This window comes from Collimonas sp., from assembly GCF_039923675.1.
Classification (GTDB): Bacteria; Pseudomonadota; Gammaproteobacteria; order Burkholderiales; family Burkholderiaceae_D; genus Collimonas.
Map to the genome: position 1 here is coordinate 17,477 of NZ_JBDTCG010000004.1, position 18,034 is coordinate 35,510.

The following is an 18,034-nucleotide window of genomic DNA, read 5'->3' on the forward strand; positions in this document are numbered from 1 at the left end:
ATTCGTGGAGAAAACCGGCATGCGTAACTCATCGTTTTTTTATCTGTCCGCTTTGCTGCTGAGCGCCGCACTGTCCGCTTCCGCTGCAGAGACTGCGCCGGCGGCGCCGGTTTACGGTCCGGAGCTGCAGGGTTTCGACTATCCCTATCCGTTAAAACACTACGCATTCGAATCGCAAGGCAAGCAATTGCAGATGGGCTATATGGATGTTGCGGCCAGCGGCAAGGCCAATGGCCGTACCGCGGTGCTCTTGCATGGCAAGAATTTTTGCGGTGCGACCTGGGAGCAAACGATAAAAACCTTGAGCACTGCCGGCTACCGGGTGGTGGCGCCGGACCAGATCGGCTTTTGCAGCTCCAGCAAGCCGGAGCAGTATCAGTATTCGTTCCAGCAGCTTGCCATCAATACCCACGCCTTGCTGGAACAGCTGGGCATCCACAAGGCAATCATCGTCGGCCACTCCACCGGCGGCATGCTGGCGACGCGTTATGCGCTGTTGTATCCGCAGCAGGTGGCGCAACTGGTGATGGTGAATCCCATCGGTCTGGAAGACTGGAAGGCGCTCGGCGTTCCCTATCGCACGGTGGACCAGTGGTATCAGCGCGAGTTGAAGCTCAACGCCGACGATGTCCGCAGCTATGAAACGAAGACCTACTACGTCGGCCAGTGGAAGCCGGAATACGAACGCTGGGTGACCATGCTGGCGGGGTTGAACCAAGGACCGGGCCACAAGCTGGTGGCTTGGAATTCGGCGCTGATCTACGACATGATTTTTACCCAGCCGGTGTTCTATGAATTCAAGAACCTGAGCGTGCCGACCTTGCTGATGATAGGGGATGCGGATAGCACCGCCATCAGCAGCGATATCGCGCCGCCGGAAGTGAAGGCAAAAATCGGCAAATATAACGTCTTAGGCAAGCAAGCCGCCAAGCTGATTCCACAATCGACGCTGATCGAATTTACCGGCATGGGCCATGCGCCGCAAATGGAAGATCCGGAGGCGTTCCACAAGGCTTTGCTGGGGTGGCTGGCGAAACAATGAGCAGCGCAGGCTTCTAAGGATCCAACGCTGCCAGCGACTTGATGGAACTTAACAGGCCGGCGACCTCTTCCTTGCTCACCACCCGGTTCCAGATCGCCAGGTCGTTGAAATCCATGTCGGCAGGACCCTTGAACGGTGCGCTGAACTGGGCGTTGGCCGGCTTGTTAATGGCGATGAAGGTGGTTTTCTCACTCAAGGTCTGAGCGCCCTGGCCATGGCCGTCCGGCGCGAGGCGGCCATGATCCGTGACGCTCCCGGCGACGCCGCCGATCACCAGCGCCTTGCACTTGCTGTAGTCGACAGGCGTGGGGGGAAGACTGGTTTGCAGGTCTTCATTGCTGCCGCAAGCATTCAGCAGGATAACTGTCATGAGGAGCAGGCACAGCTGCCCGGCGTTGTTACGTCGGAGTGGCCAGCGCTAGACCGTTATCAATGTGGCCAAGGCAGCTTGCCGGCCTCAAACAGCTGCGGCGGCTGGCCCGGACTCGTGATGTACGCCGATTGCGCTGGCAATTGGCTACCGTCGGCTGCGACTCGCTGAACGCGATCGAAATTGACGGTAATCGTGGTGCCATCGCCAAAGCGCGAGCGCTGCAGCTTGCGATCCTGCGACAGGACCTGGAAATCCGTCATCGACTGGGTAAACAGGCGCGCATGCAAAGGCCGGAAGACCTTGTCGTAGGCCGCAATGAGTGGCAGGTCACGCGCCAGCACCGCGTCGTTAAGGTGATACAACGGCGGCGCCATGTACAGCAATTGCAGCAACGCAGTGGCCTCGCGCTCGTTTGAAAATTTCAAAGAACCGTATTCCCAGTGGTGGCTGGTGACAACACTGTCATGCAGTGCAATTTCATAAAGCGGGAGGCGAAACAGCGGGGATCTGGCGTAGCGTGAAATTTCTGGCTGCAACGGCACCGACTTGAAATACATGTCGGGCGTTTCCGGTGGCCAGTAGCCGCCACGATAATAGGGCGAAGCCTTGTCTTTCATGGCTGGAGCCATCCATGCAAACGGTGGCGTCAGCAGCCCGTGGGCAAACGCGATCTGCGGTGCATACAAGGACAGTGCTCCTTCGCTGCCGGTCACCAGGCCCAGTTCCTTGCCGGCATACGACAGGCGCCGCTGGCGCGCTTCGGCGTCTTGCTGTTGGCTGGTCTCCCGACCCGGCGTATAGTCGTCGAATTCCGGCCCGGCGCCATCCACGTCAAGGAAATAGCTGTTCAACCGCGCACTCTTGGCCACTGCCGTCATCCGCTTTTCTGCATAAGATTCCACCGCCCGCGCATTGACATATACGCCTCGGTTGGCGAAGCCGGTCGCCAGCTTGCCGTGCTTGTCGCGGTACCCTGCCGCTGCCAGCTCGTCTCCCATCTGCGCGGTGGCCCAGGTATTGGCTAGCATGGAAGGATGAGCACTGCCGTAACTGTCATAAACGCCAACCAGGTAACCCGCCGATTCGGCGGCAGCAACCGCCTCCGGATGCCACAAGGCGTCGCGCCAGTCGTCTGCTCCCAGCCAGGCGCGTGTCAGGCCGGCTTGCCGCAGCGCGGCCACGGTATCGCCTGACAAGCCGCCGCCCCACTGCGCAGGCGGCGCCAACACGCCGCCAAATGCCGCTACCATGGCGGTGCGTACGGACTGCGCCCAGACGGCGTCGGCAGCCGGGTCATGCTTGCCCGGCAGCGGCTTCACCGGAGTCTGCGCCACTGCTTGCTGCAGGCCTTGATTGATGGCCCGGATCAATATTGTCTGCAACCGCTGTTCGACGTAGCCTCCAGCACCGGCCGCGCTCTTGAATGCCGTCTCGAAATTTTCCTTGGCTTCGACATCGAAGCTGCGCCACAATCGCCCCGCCAAGTGTACGGGATCGTCTTTATGCTGTTGAAACACACGAATGAAAGAGCGCCATTGCCGCACGTCGGCAGCTTTCAAGGGGCCGGCTCCCCACAGATAGATATGCGACGCACCGCCTAGCTTGGCGACGTTCGGCTGCGCGGCGATCTTGTCCGTCATGGAAAGAAAATTGCCGCTGGCCTGCAACCAGTTGCGATAAATCCGCGCGCCTGCCAGCGGCTCATCTGGTCCGACTGCAAAGCGCACCGTATATGCGGCGCCAGGCGCCAGCCGCGTGAAATCGTGCGAAAGCCCCGGCGCCGGCCGCCCCTTCTGTTGCGTAATACCGAATTGCGTATTGAACGGTGTTTCAACCATCCAGGTGACCGACCGACCGGCGCGCAATTCGGTCCAGAACGGCATGGACAACAGTTCATTGATGGCGCTGGTTTGGTAGCGGCGCAGCAGCCAGTCCAGCCAAGCCGGGTCATCTGCCGGCACGTAGCTGCCTTCACCGAACGGCATGGCATAGGCGTTAATCGCCAGCGGATCGGCCGTCTGCGGCCAGTTCAGCGTGGCCGGCCGATCTGACGTAATTGACAGGCGCAGCGCGCCATCGTCTATATCGGCGACAACCGTCAGGTGGTGCGAAGCGGAATCGATTCTCCAGCGATGCGCTGATTGATTGCTGACCTTGCCTGCAGAAAACGCCGCAGCGGCCAGCGGCGTCTCTACAGCGCCAACCGGGTGAATCGACACCGCCAGGGTTGCCGGATCAATGATGAATCGGCCGAACGGCGCAACCATGGAAATTGGCCCGCTCTCGCTCGACAGAGCGGCAGCCGGCGCCATGAAAATGCACAGTGCGCCGGTAGTTAATAACAGGGATTTGCGGCATGCGAATTGCAAGGCCAGCGATGCTGCGCCAAATGGAAAACGGTGAGGAAACGAGAGATTTTTCATTGAGATCAAATCATGTAAGCCAAAGACCTCAGTATTCCCGGCCTACATGTTTTGATTGTCAGAGGAATGTGAGAATACAAGAAACAGCATCAAAATTTAATTCCCGCTCTGCAACAACGGTCCTCCCAGCCGATGCATCATGCGCACCGTCAAACCGCCGCGCGCCTCGGCCCGTATCACCGAAACGTCGCTCCACAAGGATTCGACGTCGCTTCTTTGCGGCCATTGCAGCTTGTCCGACCGCTCAGCGCGGTGCCACCACACCATCGAGAAAGCTGGACGACGCAACAGCATTTGCTCCACCCATGGCGCAGGACAAGCGATGGCATGCTCAGGTAGCCGCACCTTGATTGCCGCCCCTTCGCGTCCGATCCAATTGAGCGCAGCGCTGCCCTGCAGCGCAAATGATTGCCGCCATGTCTCACCGCCGGAACTGAAGGCCAGCTTGTAAACCCCAGGCGGAAAAGGCTCTCCCAACTCTTTGCTTTCCAGCCTGAACTCGTCTTTCTCTTCATACACCGGCACCGCCTCTGCCAGCAACCTTTCGCCGTCGGGCAATTCCAGCGAGATCCGCAAATCGCGTCTGCTGGTTTTGCCGTTCAGCTGGATACGATAGATGCGATTAAGCGGAATATCGCGCTGGATCAAATCCAGGGTCGGGTTTTCCAGCCAGGACGGCACTGCAACCGGGATATCGTTACCGCATTGCCGCGAGACCAACGCAGTGAGCGATGCTTGCCAAGCCAGGCGTTGCGCATCGCTGTCAAGCCGAGGCCACAGCGCAATAAGCTGCTGCCACGTCGCGCTTGCGTTGCCGCTAAACAGCGCGTGATACACCGGTTCCAATGGCGTGTCGGGCAAGCCTGCGCGCGCTGTACCGGCACAGGAAAGCATAAGCAGAAAAGCGCTGGCCGATGCGCGCCGGGCGCTCCTCGATGACATCTTCATGTGGTTTTTTCCAATCGATAACCGACCCCGCGTACAGTTTCAATAGGAATTCCGGGAAGCTTCTGGCGCAGTTGCAAAATATGCGTATCGACAGTGCGAGTGGAAGGAAAGTGTTGATATCCCCAAACCTGGTTCAGCAGTTCGTCGCGCGTAAACACGCGACCGGCCATGCGTACCAGCATCGCCAGCAGCGAAAATTCCATACTGGTCAACGTGACTTCCTGTTGTTGCCAGCGCACTACGTGCCGTGCCGGAAACAATTGCAATTCACCTGACTCCAGCCGGCCTTCGCCCAGCGGCCGCAACTGGGCGCGGATGCGCGCCAGTAACTCAACGTGGGCGAACGGTTTGCTCAGATAGTCGCGGGCGCCTGCTTCCAGGCCGGCGACGCGGTCGCTGACTTCAACCCTTGCCGTCAGGACAATCACCGGCAACGCCTTTTGCGCCAGCCATTGCGGCAGGAAACGCAGGCTGTCGCCATCGGCCAGCTGACGGTCCAGGATCACCAGGTCGGCCTGATGCCAGCAGGAGACTACCGAAGCCGTGTCGCTCTGCCATATGCAAACGAAATCCTCTTGCTGTAGAAACTGCTGCAAACCGATTCCTAACACCGGATCATCTTCGATCAGTAAAATGGATGCGCTAGTTTTGTCACTCACACGGAAACTCCAAAGTAAATGTGGTCGGTGGTCCGCTCAAGCGAATTTTTCCTTTGAGGCGCTTCATCACGCGGCGCACAATGGCCAGGCCCAGACCCATGCCAGGACCGGACAGATCCGAGCGCCGCATGCCCGACAGGCGATACTCCGGCAACACGCCGGCATCGGTCACCGTCAGTCGCAGCCGGCCTTTGTTCCAGCCGGCGCTCAGGTGTACCGGCGCGGCGCCGTAACAATAGGCATTATTCAACAGATTATCCAGGCATAGATCGACCCAGTACAGCGGCAATGCTATCTGCCGATCCTGTTCCAGGCAAAATTGCATGCCCGGATGACGCTCGGCGATCGCGTCCAGCCATTCGCTCAGCACCACCATGGTGGGCGGCTCCAGCGCCGCATGCTCGCCATCGGCATTGAGATAGTGCCGACTGGCGTCAGCCAGCTGGCGCATGCGCTGCACGCCGTCTGCCAAGTGGCCGAAACCGGATTGCGCGCTGTCTGGCAGGGCATCGAAATCATGGCGGAAAGCTTCCACGATATTGCCCAGGTTGGTGATCGGCGTGCGCAGTTCATGCGTCAGCATCTGCAAGATGAATTGCTGGCGCAGGCGCCGCCGGCGGCGCTGCCACCATGTATTGCCGAGTACAAAAAATAGGATAGCCACTACTGCGGCCAAAGCCCAGCGCCACCATTTGTCGAGTCCGGAAACGCTGTTCGCACAAATATTTCCCAACGCCATATCGCAACGCTGGCCCTCCGGCAGGAGTTGCAGGTCCGCCCGGCGCGCCAGCGGTTGCCAGATATCCGGCTCGTAGCGCCGCCAGACCTGATCGTGTTCCCACCACAGCACACTACGTTGCAGCAGCCAGCGCTGACCGTGGACGATAGCGTCCAGGTTATCGTCAGACAAACGACCGATCCCGGCAAAGGCATCGGGACGTTCTCGCACATGCAGATAGCGCTGCAAAGCCGCCGACGATTCCGGATGGTGCGCCAGGTAATGCCAGGCGTAGCTGCCGCCCAGCGGATGCATCGGATGGGACGCGAACCATGTTTCAGGCAGGCTGGTTTTGTCGCACAGCGCTTGCTCGAATTCACGCGTCGCTACTGGAACGCCTTCCAGCGTCCCGTTGCATTGCCGGCGAAAACGGTAAATATCAGACAAGACCGGCAAGGAAATGCTGCCAAAGGCGGGATAGAGCGAGGCAGGCCGGATCAACGCCTCATTCAGCTGCTGCAAGTCAAGCAGAGCCAGCTGCGCACTCGGAGGTGTATGGTCGAGAGAGGCGGTAAAGCGCTCCATGGCCTGCTCGGAGGAAGCATGGCCGAGAGAGGTGACGAGCGCCGCCAGCAAAAAAAATACATAATGCTTGCAGCGCCCGATGGAGGAGATGCCCCGTTCAATATCTCCGCTTGTCAAGATTCCTCCATTGCCGACAGCCGGATTCAGCTATCGTTCTGTTTTGCCTTTCCCATTTGCCACAACAGGAAACTATAGATGTCTGCAGACAGCGCATAACGCTGGGTTGCGGTGCTGCCGATGCCGTGGCCGGCTTGCATGTCCAGCCGCAACAGGATCGGCTTGCCGCTGTCGGTGGCGGCCTGCAAACGCGCTGCGGTCTTCGCGCTGTGCCAGACGTCGACGCGCGGATCGTTCATGCCGTGCACCAGCATGACAGCAGGATAAGCGGTCTTGTCCTTGATATTATGGTAAGTGCTCATTTCCAGCAAGGCCGGGAATTCCGCCGGATTCCTGGCGCTGCCGAATTCGGAGATATTGGTGATGCCGTTGGCGCTGTCTTCGGCCCGCACGGTGTCCATGATACCGACATTGAAAATGGCGGCCGCAAACAGCTCCGGCGCGGTAGTCACGGTGCGGCCGACAAAGATGCCGCCGGCGCTGGTGCCCATCACACCCAGTGTCTTGGGTGTGGCGTAGCCTTCGGCGATCAGGTACTTGGCGCAAGCCACGCCGTCTTTCCAGGTGTTCGACTTGGTGCCCTTGAAGCCGGCCCGGTACCAGTCGTCGCCATAGACGCCGCTGCCGCGCACATTGGCGTAGGCCAGCACGCCGCCACGCTCAAGCCAGGCCATGCCGGCCGGCGAGAAGTAGGCGGTTTGCGAGAAACCATAAGCGGCATAGCCGTCCAGCAGGGTCGGATTGCTGCCGTCGCGCTTGAGGCCCTTCTTGTACAACAAGGTCATCGGCACCATGGCGCCGTCGTAGCTCGGCACCTTGACGTCGACCACTTCCACGTCTGGCAGGCTAGGCATGGTCGGATTTACGCGCAGACCGGGATCGCTGGAGACCTTGCCCTTCAACAGCAAGGTACGCGGCAATTCGGTCCAGCCGTTCAGGGAGTACAACACATCGCTGTAGGCATGCGCCGGATCGTTCTGCAAGCTGGCCGCGCCCTTGAACGGCGCCGGGATCGCTTGGCCCTTGGTATCGCCCGCGGCATAACGGCGCAGCACGATCGACGTGCCTTCGCGCACTTCCGCCATCAACGCATCGCGCGTCAGCGAGAATTTTTCCAGCACCGCATCCTTGGGCGCTGCCGCAACTTCACGCGCCAGTTTCAATTCGGGATGGCGCAAATCCAGTTTCAACACCTTGTTGCGCGGCGCACCGGCATGCGTCAGCAGGTAGAGATCGTTGCCTTTCAACTCGGCATCGGTGATCTTGTCGTCGAAGCTGGAGATTTTTTTCCACGCTACGGTTGGCTTGTCCAGGTCGGCGACATCGGCCACGAACAGATACCCTTCCGGCAAGGTGGTGTCGGTGGTGCGCGCCACCATCCAGCGGCTGCCGGGACTGAAGATGATGGCGCCGACATCGAGACGGGCCAAGCCGAGATCGGTGGTGACGGTCGGACCGAACATCGCCTTGGCTTGCGCTTCCGCAGCGCCGACCTTGAGCCACATGACCTTGCTGTCGAGATAAGTCTCGGAATCGGGCTCGCCCGCCTTCAGCACCTTGAGCTGGTTGTAGGTCAGCGATTTGCTGTCCGGCAGCCAGCCAAGCAGGGCTTCGTGCACGCGCGGGATCGGCTCGCCGACGTTTTTCCCGGTCTGGGTATCGAGGATGTACAGCGAAGCGTCTTCCGAACCGCCGGCAGAAACGCCGTAGGCGACATGCTTGCTATCCCAGGACGGCACGAAGTAATTGATGGCATGCGGCACGCCGGTGCGCTCGGCTTCGCGCTCCGGATCGACCAGCACTCTTTCCGCTCCTGCCAGGCCGTCGCGCGTCACCAGTTTGAATTGCTTGCCGCCGCGGACGCGCTTGAGATAGTAGATATGATCGCCCGGCATCCGCGTCACGGCGCGGATGTCGTCGCCGGTAGCTGCCGAGATTTCGGCGATGCGTTTTTCCAGCGTATCGCGCAGGTCGATGCGGTCCAGTTCCTTGCGTGCTGTTGCGCCCTGCTCCTTGAGCCAGGATTGCACCTTCGGATCCTTGACGTTTTCAAAGTAGCGGTAAGGGTCTTTGACCGTGACGCCATCGATGACATCGGTCACTTCCTGCACCGGAGCTGCGGTGACGGCATAGGCGGATGCTGGAAAGACGAAGCCGGCGGCCACGACAACACATGATGCGGTAGCTGAAATCAGAGGCAATCTGAATGGTTTGTTCAACAGAGACATGAATGATCCTGCATTGGTTGGTTAATCATGGATGATCGTTTTGTATACAACAGGACTTACGCAAAACTGTCCCAGCAAGGCACGACGAAGACAGTACGGGGTACGGCTAGAAGGAGTAACGCCGCTGGGGCCGTTTTGCGTAAGTCCTATAAAATCAGTTCTTGCCGGCCGGGGTCATGCCCCATTGCGACAACATCCACGCCATCTCGAATGATCTTTCCTTGATGGCGTCATAACGGCCCGAGGCGCCGCCGTGGCCGGCGCCCATGTTCACTTTCAGCAGCAGGGTGTTGTGATCGGTTTTCATCGCCCGTAATTTTGCGGTGTATTTGGCTGGTTCCCAGTACATCACCTGGCTATCGTTGAGGCCGGTGGTGACCAGCATCGCCGGATAGGCCTTGGCTTCGATATTGTCGTAGGGCGAGTAGCTGCGCATGTAGTCGTAGGCGGCCTTCTCGTTGGGATTGCCCCACTCCAGATACTCGCCGGTAGTCAGCGGCAGGCTGGCGTCCATCATGGAATTCATCACGTCGACAAACGGCACCGCGGCATGCACCGCATGGAACAGGTCGGGGCGCATGTTGGTGACCGCACCCATCAACAAGCCGCCGGCGCTGCCGCCTTCGATGATCAGGTGCTGCGGGCGGGTCCAGCCCTGCTTGACCAGGTATTCCGCGCTATCGATGAAATCGTTGAAGGTATTCTTCTTGTGCATCAGCATGCCGTCGTCATGCCAGTGCTCGCCCATGTCGTTGCCGCCGCGGATATGCGCTTCGGCAAACACCGCGCCACGGTCGAGCAGGCTGACGCGGCTGTTCGAAAACGTCGCTTCGGCCGGGATACCGTAGGACCCGTAGGCGTACAGCAGCAAGGGCGCCGAGCCGTCCAGCTTGATACCCTTTTTGGAGACGGTCCACAGCGGCACCTTGACGCCGTCGCGCGCGGTCGCCCACAGACGTTTGGTTTCATACAGAGCAGGATCGTAGCCTGGCACTTCCTGCTGCTTCAGCTGGGTGCGCTTGCCACTCGCCATATCGACATCGAACACCGTCGGCGGCGTCACCGGCGACTGGTACATCAAACGATACTGGCGCGAAGTAAATTCCGGCGTGCCACCTGCGTGCGAGGTGTATACCGCTTCGTCGAACTGTACCGTCTTCCAGCTATGGTCGGCAAAGTTATAGATGCGCGAACGTTCCTGCGCATCGGATTTCTCGCTGACCACCATGAAATCCTTGAACAGTTCAAACGATTCCAGCAACACCTTCGGATCATGCGCGATCAGTTCTTTCCAGTGCGCCGGCTCTGGCGTCGCCAGCGGCGCCGTCACCAGGCGGAAATTCTTGGCGTCCTTGTTGGTCAGGATGAACAGCTGGCCATCGCGATGATCGACATGATAGCGGTGCCCGCTTTCGCGTCCCAGCACCGAATGAAATTCGCCCAGCGGCTGATCGGCCGGCAGCAGGCTGACTTCAGTGGTGTCGGTGCTTTCCGCCTGGAGTTCGATGAACTTGCGGTCGCTGCTGTTGCCGACGCCGATATTGAATTGCTCGACCTTCTCGCGATAGACCTCGGCCGGCTTGCTGCCCAGCGTCATGCGCAACAACAGGTCGGAGCGTTTGGTGGTGGCGTCTTCCTGCGTCAAGAACAAGGTCTGGCTGTCGGCGGCCCAAGCCAGGCTGGTGACGCGCTCCACGGTATCGCCCAGCAATTTGCCGTCGCTCAGATCTTTGACATGCAATTGGTATTGGCGATAGCCGGTGGTGTCGGTGGAATAAGCCAGGTAACGGTCGTCGGGGCTGACGGCAAAACTTTCGACCTGAAAGAATTCCTTGCCTTTGGCCAGCTGGTTTTCATCCAGCAGCACTTCTTCCGTGGCGCTTTCGTCGTAGGCGAAATCGGCATCGGCCTTGGCCAGCCTGCGGCAGATTATCGGATACTGCTGGCCGGCTTCGGTGCGGCTGTAGTAATAGTAATTGCCGCGGCGGGTCGGCACCGACAGATCGGTTTCCTTCATCCGGCCCTTCATTTCGTTGTACAGCGTCTTCGAGAGTGGCGCCAGGTTCTTGGTCATGGCCTGCGTATACGCATTCTCCGCCTTCAGGTAGGCGATTACCTTGAAATTGCTCTTTTCACGCAGCCAGTGATAATCGTCGGTGACGATTTCGCCATGACGGCTTTCCTGCCAGGCGTGTTTGGCGGCGACCGGCGGGACCGGAGGGGATGCTGCGAGAGTGGAAGTGGTGGTCATGAGAGCCAGGATAAATACGCCCAAGGTAAGAGCGCGTTGCCGAAGAAAGAACATATAGTACAGATCCTTGTATGGATAGGCATGAATGTGGTTCAGGACAAGCGCGGATTTCGCGCCATCCTTAACATGCAACTCTGTTGCATGTTGCTAAGTTACCTGCAATCTGCCGAAAAGACAATGCGCACGGCAGCAGATATCCGCTGCGCCGATCAGATTGGCCGGATTGCCCGAGGCGGGTAGAATGGTTTTCCTCCACTTTCAGCAGCCAGCCAGATGACTACGCCATCGCCAGATTTAGATCTTGTCCGTTCACTGGAAGAACGCGCCCTGAATGCGTGGCCGGCGCAACAGTCGGCGCTGTGCGGCGGCTGGTTGTTGCGTCTCTCCGAGGGCTACACCAAGCGCGCCAACTCTGCCAATCCCTTGCATCCGACTGCGGATTTCGCTGAAATGCTGCGGCTAGTGGAGGATTTCTACGCCCGCCACGGTTTACCGCCGATCTTCCGCATCACGCCGCTGGCCACCGCCGGCGCCACCGAAGCGCTGGAGCAGGCCGGCTATCGCATGGTCGACCCGACGCTGCTCATGACGATGCCGTTGGCAGCTGCCGATCGGCCCGCGCATGATGTGCTGATACAGCCAACGGCAACGCCCGAGTGGAGCAACGGTTTTACGCAAGCCAATCGCGTACCGCTGGCGGCGCAGGCGGCCCATGAGCGCATGCTCGCGGCGATCACCATGCCGGCTGCATTCGCCACGCTGATGGATCAGGGCCGGCCGGTCGCCTATGGCCTGGCAGTGGCGGAGAATGGCATGGTCGGCCTGTTCGATATCGTGGTCGCGCCCGAAGCGCGGCAGCGCGGCGCGGCGACCCGGCTGGTGAACGGTTTGCTCGGCTGGGGAAAAACGCAAGGCGCAAACTCGGCTTATCTCCAGGTAACGGCAACCAACCTGGCGGCTACTGCTCTGTATCGCAAGCTGGGGTTTAATACGTTTTATCACTATCATTACTGGATACGTTCATAAACGATGCAAGCTCAAACCCCGCAATCCCTGGCTGCCGCGATCCTGGCTGCGCGCCGTAAAGCCGGCGAACAAGGTCCGCGCCTGCCGCTGCATCTGCGGCCGCAGGATGCTGAAGCCGCGCTGGCGATCCAGGCGCTGGTCACCGGACATGCCGGCGACCGCATCGGCGCCTGGAAATGCGGCTTGCCGGTCGATGGACAGCCGGTGGTGGCTCCCATCTACGCCAGCACTATTTACGACAAGAATCCATGCGCCGCCTGGACTCGCAACGGCCAGGTAAAGGTCGAGCCCGAGCTGGCGTTTATCCTCGGCCGTGATTTACCTGCGCGTGCAGAGCCCTATGGTGCCGCAGAGGTCGACGCCGCTATCGCCGGCACGCATCTGGCCCTCGAACTGATAGACAGCCGCTACACTGAACCTGACGCAGCCGGCTTTATCGAAAACCTGGCTGACGGTTTGCTCAACCAGGGACTCTACCTCGGCCCGCAAGTGGATATGGAGCGTGCGCGTTCTGCCAGCGAACTGGCGATCAGCATCGACGCCGGCAACGGGAAAGTCATCCAGTTGCAAGGCCGCCATCCCGCAGCGCATCCACGCGCACCGCTTTACTGGCTGGCCGAATTCCTGCGCAGCACCGGCCAGGGCCTGCAAGCCGGGCAGGCAGTGATCACCGGCTCGTATGCCGGCAGCTTCGATTTGCCGCCGGCGCAAGACATCGTTATTCACTATGGCGCACTGGGCCAGCTGAACGTAGCGTTTACGCCGAGATGAATGCTGCCGGCCGTTTCCGCCCGCGCCTGACATTGCAAACCCTGAGCCGCGGCGACGGCTTGCTGGGCATGCGTCCGTCAGGTCCGTTCGGACCGCGCGGCCCCAACGTAACGGTAGCGAAAATTACCTGGACCTATGTCACCGACGACGGCTTCCATTGGGAAACCGCAGCGCCGACCACCTTGCTGAACCGCCGCCCGGCTTCGTCGCAGGTGGTTGAAAACAGCAAAGGCCAGCGCCTGCTGGTGCGCGATCTCGGCGCCGAAGCCGACGCCCTGGATCTGGTGTGGGAGCTGGGCCTGCATCCGCTGCCCATCGACACCATGCAATGGCGCACCGACAGCGCGGAGCAGGACGCCGCCAAGAATCTCGCCTCCTTGTGGACGCTGGTGCAAGAAGATTTTTTCGGTGATTTCTGGGCCGAACAATTACCCGGTCTGCAAGCCAAGGGCTGGTCCATCGTGGTGCTTCCCGGCTTTGCGCACGAGAGCGTGGCGGTCGACGCCTGGCACCTGACGGTCAGCCCCGATACCGGCGAAATACTGAGCAAGGAAGTCGCGGCCCGCATGCGTGGCCGCGAGCAGGCCATCACTCCCCTGGGCTTGCCTGCCGGCGAGGGTTCCTGGCTGCTGAGCCTGGGCATCGAAATCGATGGCGAAATGATCGACCTGGTGCCGCTGCTGGCGCATCTGCTGCAACGTGACGGCCGCTGGCTGGACGCCAGGAAGCTCGCCCTGATTGACGACCACGACCTGATCATGTTGCGGGCTCCCGGCGGCAAACGGATCGATGCGCTGGCCGCGCCGCTCAAGGCGATCGTCGGCAGCATGCTGGAATTGCTGAGCGATCCGTTGCGCAAGGAAGGTCCGCTGCCACTCTCGTCCTGGGATGCCTATCGGCTTGAGAGTATGCGCCTGAGCCTGCTGGAATCGCAGCCCGCACGCGCTGGCATCCACGGCAGCTGGCAGCTGCAAGGCGATGCCGGCTTACGGGTCTTGGCCAAGCGCTTGCAAGGCGCGGGAACGCCGCAACCGGTGGTGGCGCCTGCCGGACTTGGCGTCACCCTGCGCCCCTATCAGCTGCATGGCGTCGCCTGGCTGCAATACCTGCGCGAACATCATCTGGCCGGCATCCTGGCCGATGACATGGGCCTCGGAAAAACCGCGCAGGCGCTGGCCCATCTTCTGATAGAGAAACAAGCCGGCCGCCTCGACCTGCCGGCGCTGGCGGTACTGCCGACTTCGCTGATATTCAACTGGCAAGCCGAAGCCAAGCGCATGGCGCCCGGCCTGCGCGTGCTGGCCCTGCAAGGCCCGGAACGCCATCGCGATTTTTCGCGCATGGCGGAATACGATCTGGTGCTCACCACCTACCCGCTGCTATGGCGCGACCGCTCGGCACTGGAAGCGCAAGCCTTCCACATGCTGATCCTGGACGAAGCGCAAACCGTCAAGAACGCCACCGCCCGCAGCGCCGGCGCGGTGAGGCGATTGCGTGCGCGGCACCGCCTGTGCATCACCGGCACCCCATTGGAAAATCACTTGGGCGAGCTATGGACCCAGTTCGATTTCCTGATGCCCGGCTTCCTCGGCGACATGCGCAGCTTTACTCGCCTGTGGCGCAAGCCGATCGAATTCGGCGGCCAGACCTTGCGCGCACAGCTGCTGGCGCAACGGGTGCGGCCGTTCATCCTGCGCCGGCGCAAGGATGAAGTCGCCAGCGAACTGCCGCCGCTAAGCGAAACCTTCAAGCGCGTGCAACTGCAAGGACAACAGCGCGACCTCTACGAAAGCGTGCGCGTCGCCGCCGACGAACAGATCCGCGGCGTCCTCAAGCGCAAAGGTTTTGCCGGCGGACAGATCACGATTCTCGACGCCTTGCTCAAATTACGGCAGGTATGCTGCGACCCGTTCCTGCTGAAAAACATGCAGCATGCACCGGACATGGAGCGCGCCAAGCTGGAACTGCTGCGTGACATGCTGCCGGCGCTGGTGGCAGAAGGCCGCCGTATCCTCGTGTTTTCCCAGTTCACTGAAATGCTGGACCTGATCGCCATCGAACTCGACAATCTGCAACTACCCTGGCTGGCGCTGACCGGCAAGACGCCGCCGTCACAGCGCGGCGCACTGGTGGCGCAGTTCCAGAGCAAGAGCGTGCCGCTGCTGCTGATCAGCCTCAAAGCCGGCGGCGTCGGCCTCAACCTGACCGCCGCCGATACCGTGATCCACATGGACCCGTGGTGGAATCCGGCGGTACAGGAACAGGCCACGGCGCGCGCCCACCGGATCGGCCAGGACCAGACAGTGTTTGTCTACAAGATAGTGGTAGAAGGCAGCATCGAAGAACGAATCGTCGACCTGCAAGCGCGCAAGAGCGCCCTCGCCGAAGGGGTGCTAGGCAGCGATGCGGCGCTGGCGACCAAGTTCAGCAGCGAGGATTTGCAGCTGTTGCTGGCGCCTTTGCGCTGAATCTGAACAACTCTGATCGGATTACTTGCCGGCGCGAATGGTAAGATGGCTGCCAGACCGGAAACCGGCGCGCTTTTCACTTCAAACACGTATTAAGCCTCATCTTAAGGCCCTTCATCATGTCATTTTCATCACTGGGTCTGTCTCCCGCTCTCCTGCAAGCTATCAGCGCCCGCGGCTACCAGACGCCTACCCCGGTCCAGCTGGCGGCTATTCCGGAAATCCTGCGCGGCGGCGATGTCCTGGCCGCGGCGCAGACCGGTTCCGGTAAAACTGCCGCGTTTGCGTTGCCGCTGCTGCAGTTCTTGCAGGAAGCGCCTGCCGAAAAACCGCGCAAGCTGCGCGTATTGATCCTGGTGCCGACCCGCGAACTGGCGCAGCAAACCGCAGAGTCCATCCGCGTGCTGGCGCAAGCCTGTCCGCAATCCCTGAAAATCGCGGCCTTGTTTGGCGGCGTCTCGATCAATCCGCAAATGATGGATCTGCGCGGCGGCGCCGACCTGGTGGTGGCGACCCCGGGCCGCTTGCTCGATCTGATCGAACACAACGCCCTCAGCTTGTCTTCAGTAGCATCGCTGGTGCTGGACGAGGCAGACCGTTTGCTGGATATGGGTTTCACCGATGAGATCACGCGCATCCTGGCGCTCCTGCCGACGCGTCGCCAAAGCCTGTTTTTCTCCGCGACTTTTCCGACTGCAGTGCATGCGCTTGCCACCAAGATGCTGCATCAGCCAACCCGCATCGCCGTGCCGGCGCTGGCGCAAAACCAGCCGGATATCGAGCAGCGAGCGATCATGGTCGACGCCGGCCGCCGCGCGCAACTGTTGCGGCATCTGCTGAAAGAAAACACATGGGGCCGGGTGCTGGTGTTTGTCGCCACCAAGTACTCAGCCGAGCATATTGCAGACAAGCTGCACCGGGCCGGCATCAAGGCCGCCGCCTTCCATGGCGAGTTCAGCCAGGGCGCGCGTGATGAAGTGCTGGCCGATTTCAAGGCCAGCAAGTTGCAGGTGCTGGTCGCCACCGACGTCGCCGCGCGCGGCATCGACATTGCGCAATTACCGGTGGTGCTGAATTACGATCTGCCGCGCTCGGCTGTGGATTACACACACCGCATCGGCCGCACCGGCCGCGCCGGCAAGAGCGGCATTGCCATCAGCTTCGTCAGCGCCGATACCGAAGCGCATTTCCGGCTGATCGAAAAGCGCCATCATTTGAAATGCGAGCGTGAACAGATTGCTGGTTTTGAACCGGTCGACGTCGTAGCGCCGACCACCGTTTCATCGGTGACAGATACCGCCAACGGCGGCATCAAGGGAAAGCGCAAGAGTAAGAAAGACAAGCTGCGTGAAGCGGCGGCGCCCGATAAGAACGATTAATCTGACATCACAGGAATGCGGCTGGCGATACCCCAAACCGCAAAGCCAGCGCTTTGGCTTGCCGCGCGTTGATCACACGTTTCCCATTAAGGATGTCGCTGACCACCGACTGCCCGCCGATGTCTTCGGCCAGGTCGGTCTGCTTCAAACCGTGCTGTTCCATGATGAAGCGCAGCACTGCATGTGGCGCGGCGCCTGGAGTGACGTAACGAGTATTTTCATAATCGCTGACCAGCTGGCCTACGAGATCGAGGAAATCGGCAAGTTCATGCTCTTCGTTGTCGGCCACCACATCCAGCAAACCGTTCATGAAGCCGATCACCTGATCGTATTGGCCGTCGTCGCGGATGACGCCGATTTTCACCGGCAACGATGCCTGGAATGCTTTCCAGGCCGGTGCGACGGTCGCGGTATCGATTGCAGCTATGTTCACGATTTCCTGCTCCTGTAATTCTTGTTCCAGCGGTCATATTCGGCATGGGTGAATATTTCCCGGATATACAGCTTTTGCCGGTTGTAATGAATTGCAGTAATCATCCGGAAATTGTTGCCGCCGGCGTCAAATATCGTATGCGGAACGACATAATCGGCAGAATTGAACGACTTCTTGATGTCGGCGAAGCTCGCAAAACTGGATGTGCTGATCAACCGGTACCACGCCAGCAGGGACTGTTTTGCCGACGGCGGCTTCATGCAAAAGATGTCAATCGATCATCCTGGAGATAATATGCATGAAGAGTTCAAATTATAGCATATTGCTATAATTTGCAATATGAGGCGATCGGAGTGTGTTAATAAAGTTCCTGGTACCGTGATTCGCACTTGTCAGCACATACTGCACTGTTTAGACAACATAAATATAATTTATGCAATATTTTGCGTACTATCTTAGCTTCCACGAACGAACTCATTTGAGTTTCACATTACGATAAATTACACTCACGCCTGCGTGACACAATCACGGCCTTACACGTTTGACGGCGCCAACCTGCCGTCAAGCACTGGAATTACTACCTTTCCGATTTACAGTCGAAGTGAGAACAAGG

Annotated in this window: 14 protein-coding genes; 5 read left to right on the forward strand and 9 right to left on the reverse strand. The window is 59.9% G+C overall.

Features of this window, described 5'->3' with window-relative positions; all coding sequences use genetic code 11:
* Positions 1-19 precede the first annotated feature (19 nt).
* Positions 20-1,042, forward strand: a complete 1,023-nt coding sequence (locus ABI171_RS00450) for an alpha/beta hydrolase (RefSeq protein WP_348090655.1) — start codon at positions 20-22, stop codon at positions 1,040-1,042.
* A 13-nt stretch (positions 1,043-1,055) separates the two neighbouring features.
* Here the strand turns inward: ABI171_RS00450 and ABI171_RS00455 are convergent, their stop codons facing one another.
* From ABI171_RS00455 to ABI171_RS00485, 7 genes are all read right to left on the reverse strand, one after another.
* A complete protein-coding gene (locus ABI171_RS00455; RefSeq protein ID WP_348090656.1) occupies positions 1,056-1,412 on the reverse strand; it encodes a hypothetical protein in 357 nt (118 codons plus the stop codon).
* Positions 1,413-1,471: 59 nt separating this feature from the next.
* Positions 1,472-3,838 carry a glycoside hydrolase gene (locus tag ABI171_RS00460; RefSeq protein WP_348090657.1) on the reverse strand — a complete coding sequence of 789 codons (2,367 nt, stop codon included), beginning with the start codon at positions 3,836-3,838 and terminating at the stop codon, positions 1,472-1,474.
* Between the two features lie 96 nt (positions 3,839-3,934).
* Positions 3,935-4,786, reverse strand: coding sequence for a DUF2861 family protein (locus ABI171_RS00465; RefSeq protein ID WP_348090658.1), 852 nt, complete (start codon positions 4,784-4,786; stop codon positions 3,935-3,937).
* The gene (locus ABI171_RS00470) at positions 4,783-5,445 is read right to left on the reverse strand and encodes a response regulator transcription factor (RefSeq protein ID WP_348090659.1); all 663 of its coding nucleotides are present in this window, start codon (positions 5,443-5,445) and stop codon (positions 4,783-4,785) included. Before ABI171_RS00470 ends, ABI171_RS00465 begins: the two co-directional genes overlap by 4 nt.
* Positions 5,438-6,865: a DUF3404 domain-containing protein gene (locus ABI171_RS00475; protein WP_348090660.1), complete on the reverse strand. Its 1,428-nt coding sequence runs from the start codon at positions 6,863-6,865 to the stop codon at positions 5,438-5,440. Before ABI171_RS00475 ends, ABI171_RS00470 begins: the two co-directional genes overlap by 8 nt.
* A gap of 26 nt (positions 6,866-6,891) precedes the next feature.
* A complete protein-coding gene (locus ABI171_RS00480; RefSeq protein WP_348090661.1) occupies positions 6,892-9,093 on the reverse strand; it encodes a prolyl oligopeptidase family serine peptidase in 2,202 nt (733 codons plus the stop codon).
* 154 nt (positions 9,094-9,247) lie between these two features.
* The gene (locus ABI171_RS00485) at positions 9,248-11,398 is read right to left on the reverse strand and encodes a S9 family peptidase (RefSeq protein WP_348090662.1); all 2,151 of its coding nucleotides are present in this window, start codon (positions 11,396-11,398) and stop codon (positions 9,248-9,250) included.
* A gap of 219 nt (positions 11,399-11,617) precedes the next feature.
* Here ABI171_RS00485 and ABI171_RS00490 point away from each other — a divergent pair, with 219 nt between their 5' ends.
* The 4 genes from ABI171_RS00490 (at position 11,618) to ABI171_RS00505 (ending at position 16,988) form a co-directional block, all read left to right on the forward strand.
* Positions 11,618-12,370, forward strand: coding sequence for a GNAT family N-acetyltransferase (locus ABI171_RS00490; protein ID WP_348090663.1), 753 nt, complete (start codon positions 11,618-11,620; stop codon positions 12,368-12,370).
* Between the two features lie 3 nt (positions 12,371-12,373).
* The gene (locus tag ABI171_RS00495; RefSeq protein ID WP_348090664.1) at positions 12,374-13,141 is read left to right on the forward strand and encodes a fumarylacetoacetate hydrolase family protein; all 768 of its coding nucleotides are present in this window, start codon (positions 12,374-12,376) and stop codon (positions 13,139-13,141) included.
* A complete protein-coding gene (locus ABI171_RS00500) occupies positions 13,138-15,609 on the forward strand; it encodes a DEAD/DEAH box helicase (protein ID WP_348090665.1) in 2,472 nt (823 codons plus the stop codon). The genes ABI171_RS00495 and ABI171_RS00500 overlap by 4 nt, the downstream gene beginning before the upstream one ends.
* Positions 15,610-15,728: 119 nt before the next feature.
* Positions 15,729-16,988 (forward strand): DEAD/DEAH box helicase, encoded by a 1,260-nt coding sequence (locus tag ABI171_RS00505; RefSeq protein ID WP_348090666.1) that lies wholly within the window; start codon positions 15,729-15,731, stop codon positions 16,986-16,988.
* Positions 16,989-16,995: 7 nt separating this feature from the next.
* Here ABI171_RS00505 and ABI171_RS00510 read toward each other — a convergent pair whose 3' ends face one another.
* On the reverse strand, positions 16,996-17,421 hold the full coding sequence (locus ABI171_RS00510) for a helix-turn-helix domain-containing protein (protein ID WP_348090667.1): 426 nt from the start codon (positions 17,419-17,421) through the stop codon (positions 16,996-16,998).
* Entirely contained in the window at positions 17,418-17,681 is a 264-nt protein-coding gene (locus ABI171_RS00515; RefSeq protein ID WP_348090668.1) for a type II toxin-antitoxin system HigB family toxin, read from the reverse strand. Before ABI171_RS00515 ends, ABI171_RS00510 begins: the two co-directional genes overlap by 4 nt.
* Between the last annotated feature and the right edge of the window lie 353 nt (positions 17,682-18,034).

Bases quoted from the DNA above. Each gene is read 5' to 3' on its own strand.
- ABI171_RS00450 (WP_348090655.1), top strand. From the start codon at position 20: ATGCGTAACTCATCGTTTTTTTATCTGTCCGCTTTGCTGCTGAGCGCC.
- ABI171_RS00455 (WP_348090656.1), bottom strand. From the start codon at position 1,412: ATGACAGTTATCCTGCTGAATGCTTGCGGCAGCAATGAAGACCTGCAA.
- ABI171_RS00460 (WP_348090657.1), bottom strand. From the start codon at position 3,838: ATGAAAAATCTCTCGTTTCCTCACCGTTTTCCATTTGGCGCAGCATCG.
- ABI171_RS00465 (WP_348090658.1), bottom strand. From the start codon at position 4,786: ATGAAGATGTCATCGAGGAGCGCCCGGCGCGCATCGGCCAGCGCTTTT.
- ABI171_RS00480 (WP_348090661.1), bottom strand. From the start codon at position 9,093: ATGTCTCTGTTGAACAAACCATTCAGATTGCCTCTGATTTCAGCTACC.
- ABI171_RS00485 (WP_348090662.1), bottom strand. From the start codon at position 11,398: ATGTTCTTTCTTCGGCAACGCGCTCTTACCTTGGGCGTATTTATCCTG.
- ABI171_RS00490 (WP_348090663.1), top strand. From the start codon at position 11,618: ATGACTACGCCATCGCCAGATTTAGATCTTGTCCGTTCACTGGAAGAA.
- ABI171_RS00495 (WP_348090664.1), top strand. From the start codon at position 12,374: ATGCAAGCTCAAACCCCGCAATCCCTGGCTGCCGCGATCCTGGCTGCG.
- ABI171_RS00500 (WP_348090665.1), top strand. From the start codon at position 13,138: ATGAATGCTGCCGGCCGTTTCCGCCCGCGCCTGACATTGCAAACCCTG.
- ABI171_RS00505 (WP_348090666.1), top strand. From the start codon at position 15,729: ATGTCATTTTCATCACTGGGTCTGTCTCCCGCTCTCCTGCAAGCTATC.
- ABI171_RS00515 (WP_348090668.1), bottom strand. From the start codon at position 17,681: ATGAAGCCGCCGTCGGCAAAACAGTCCCTGCTGGCGTGGTACCGGTTG.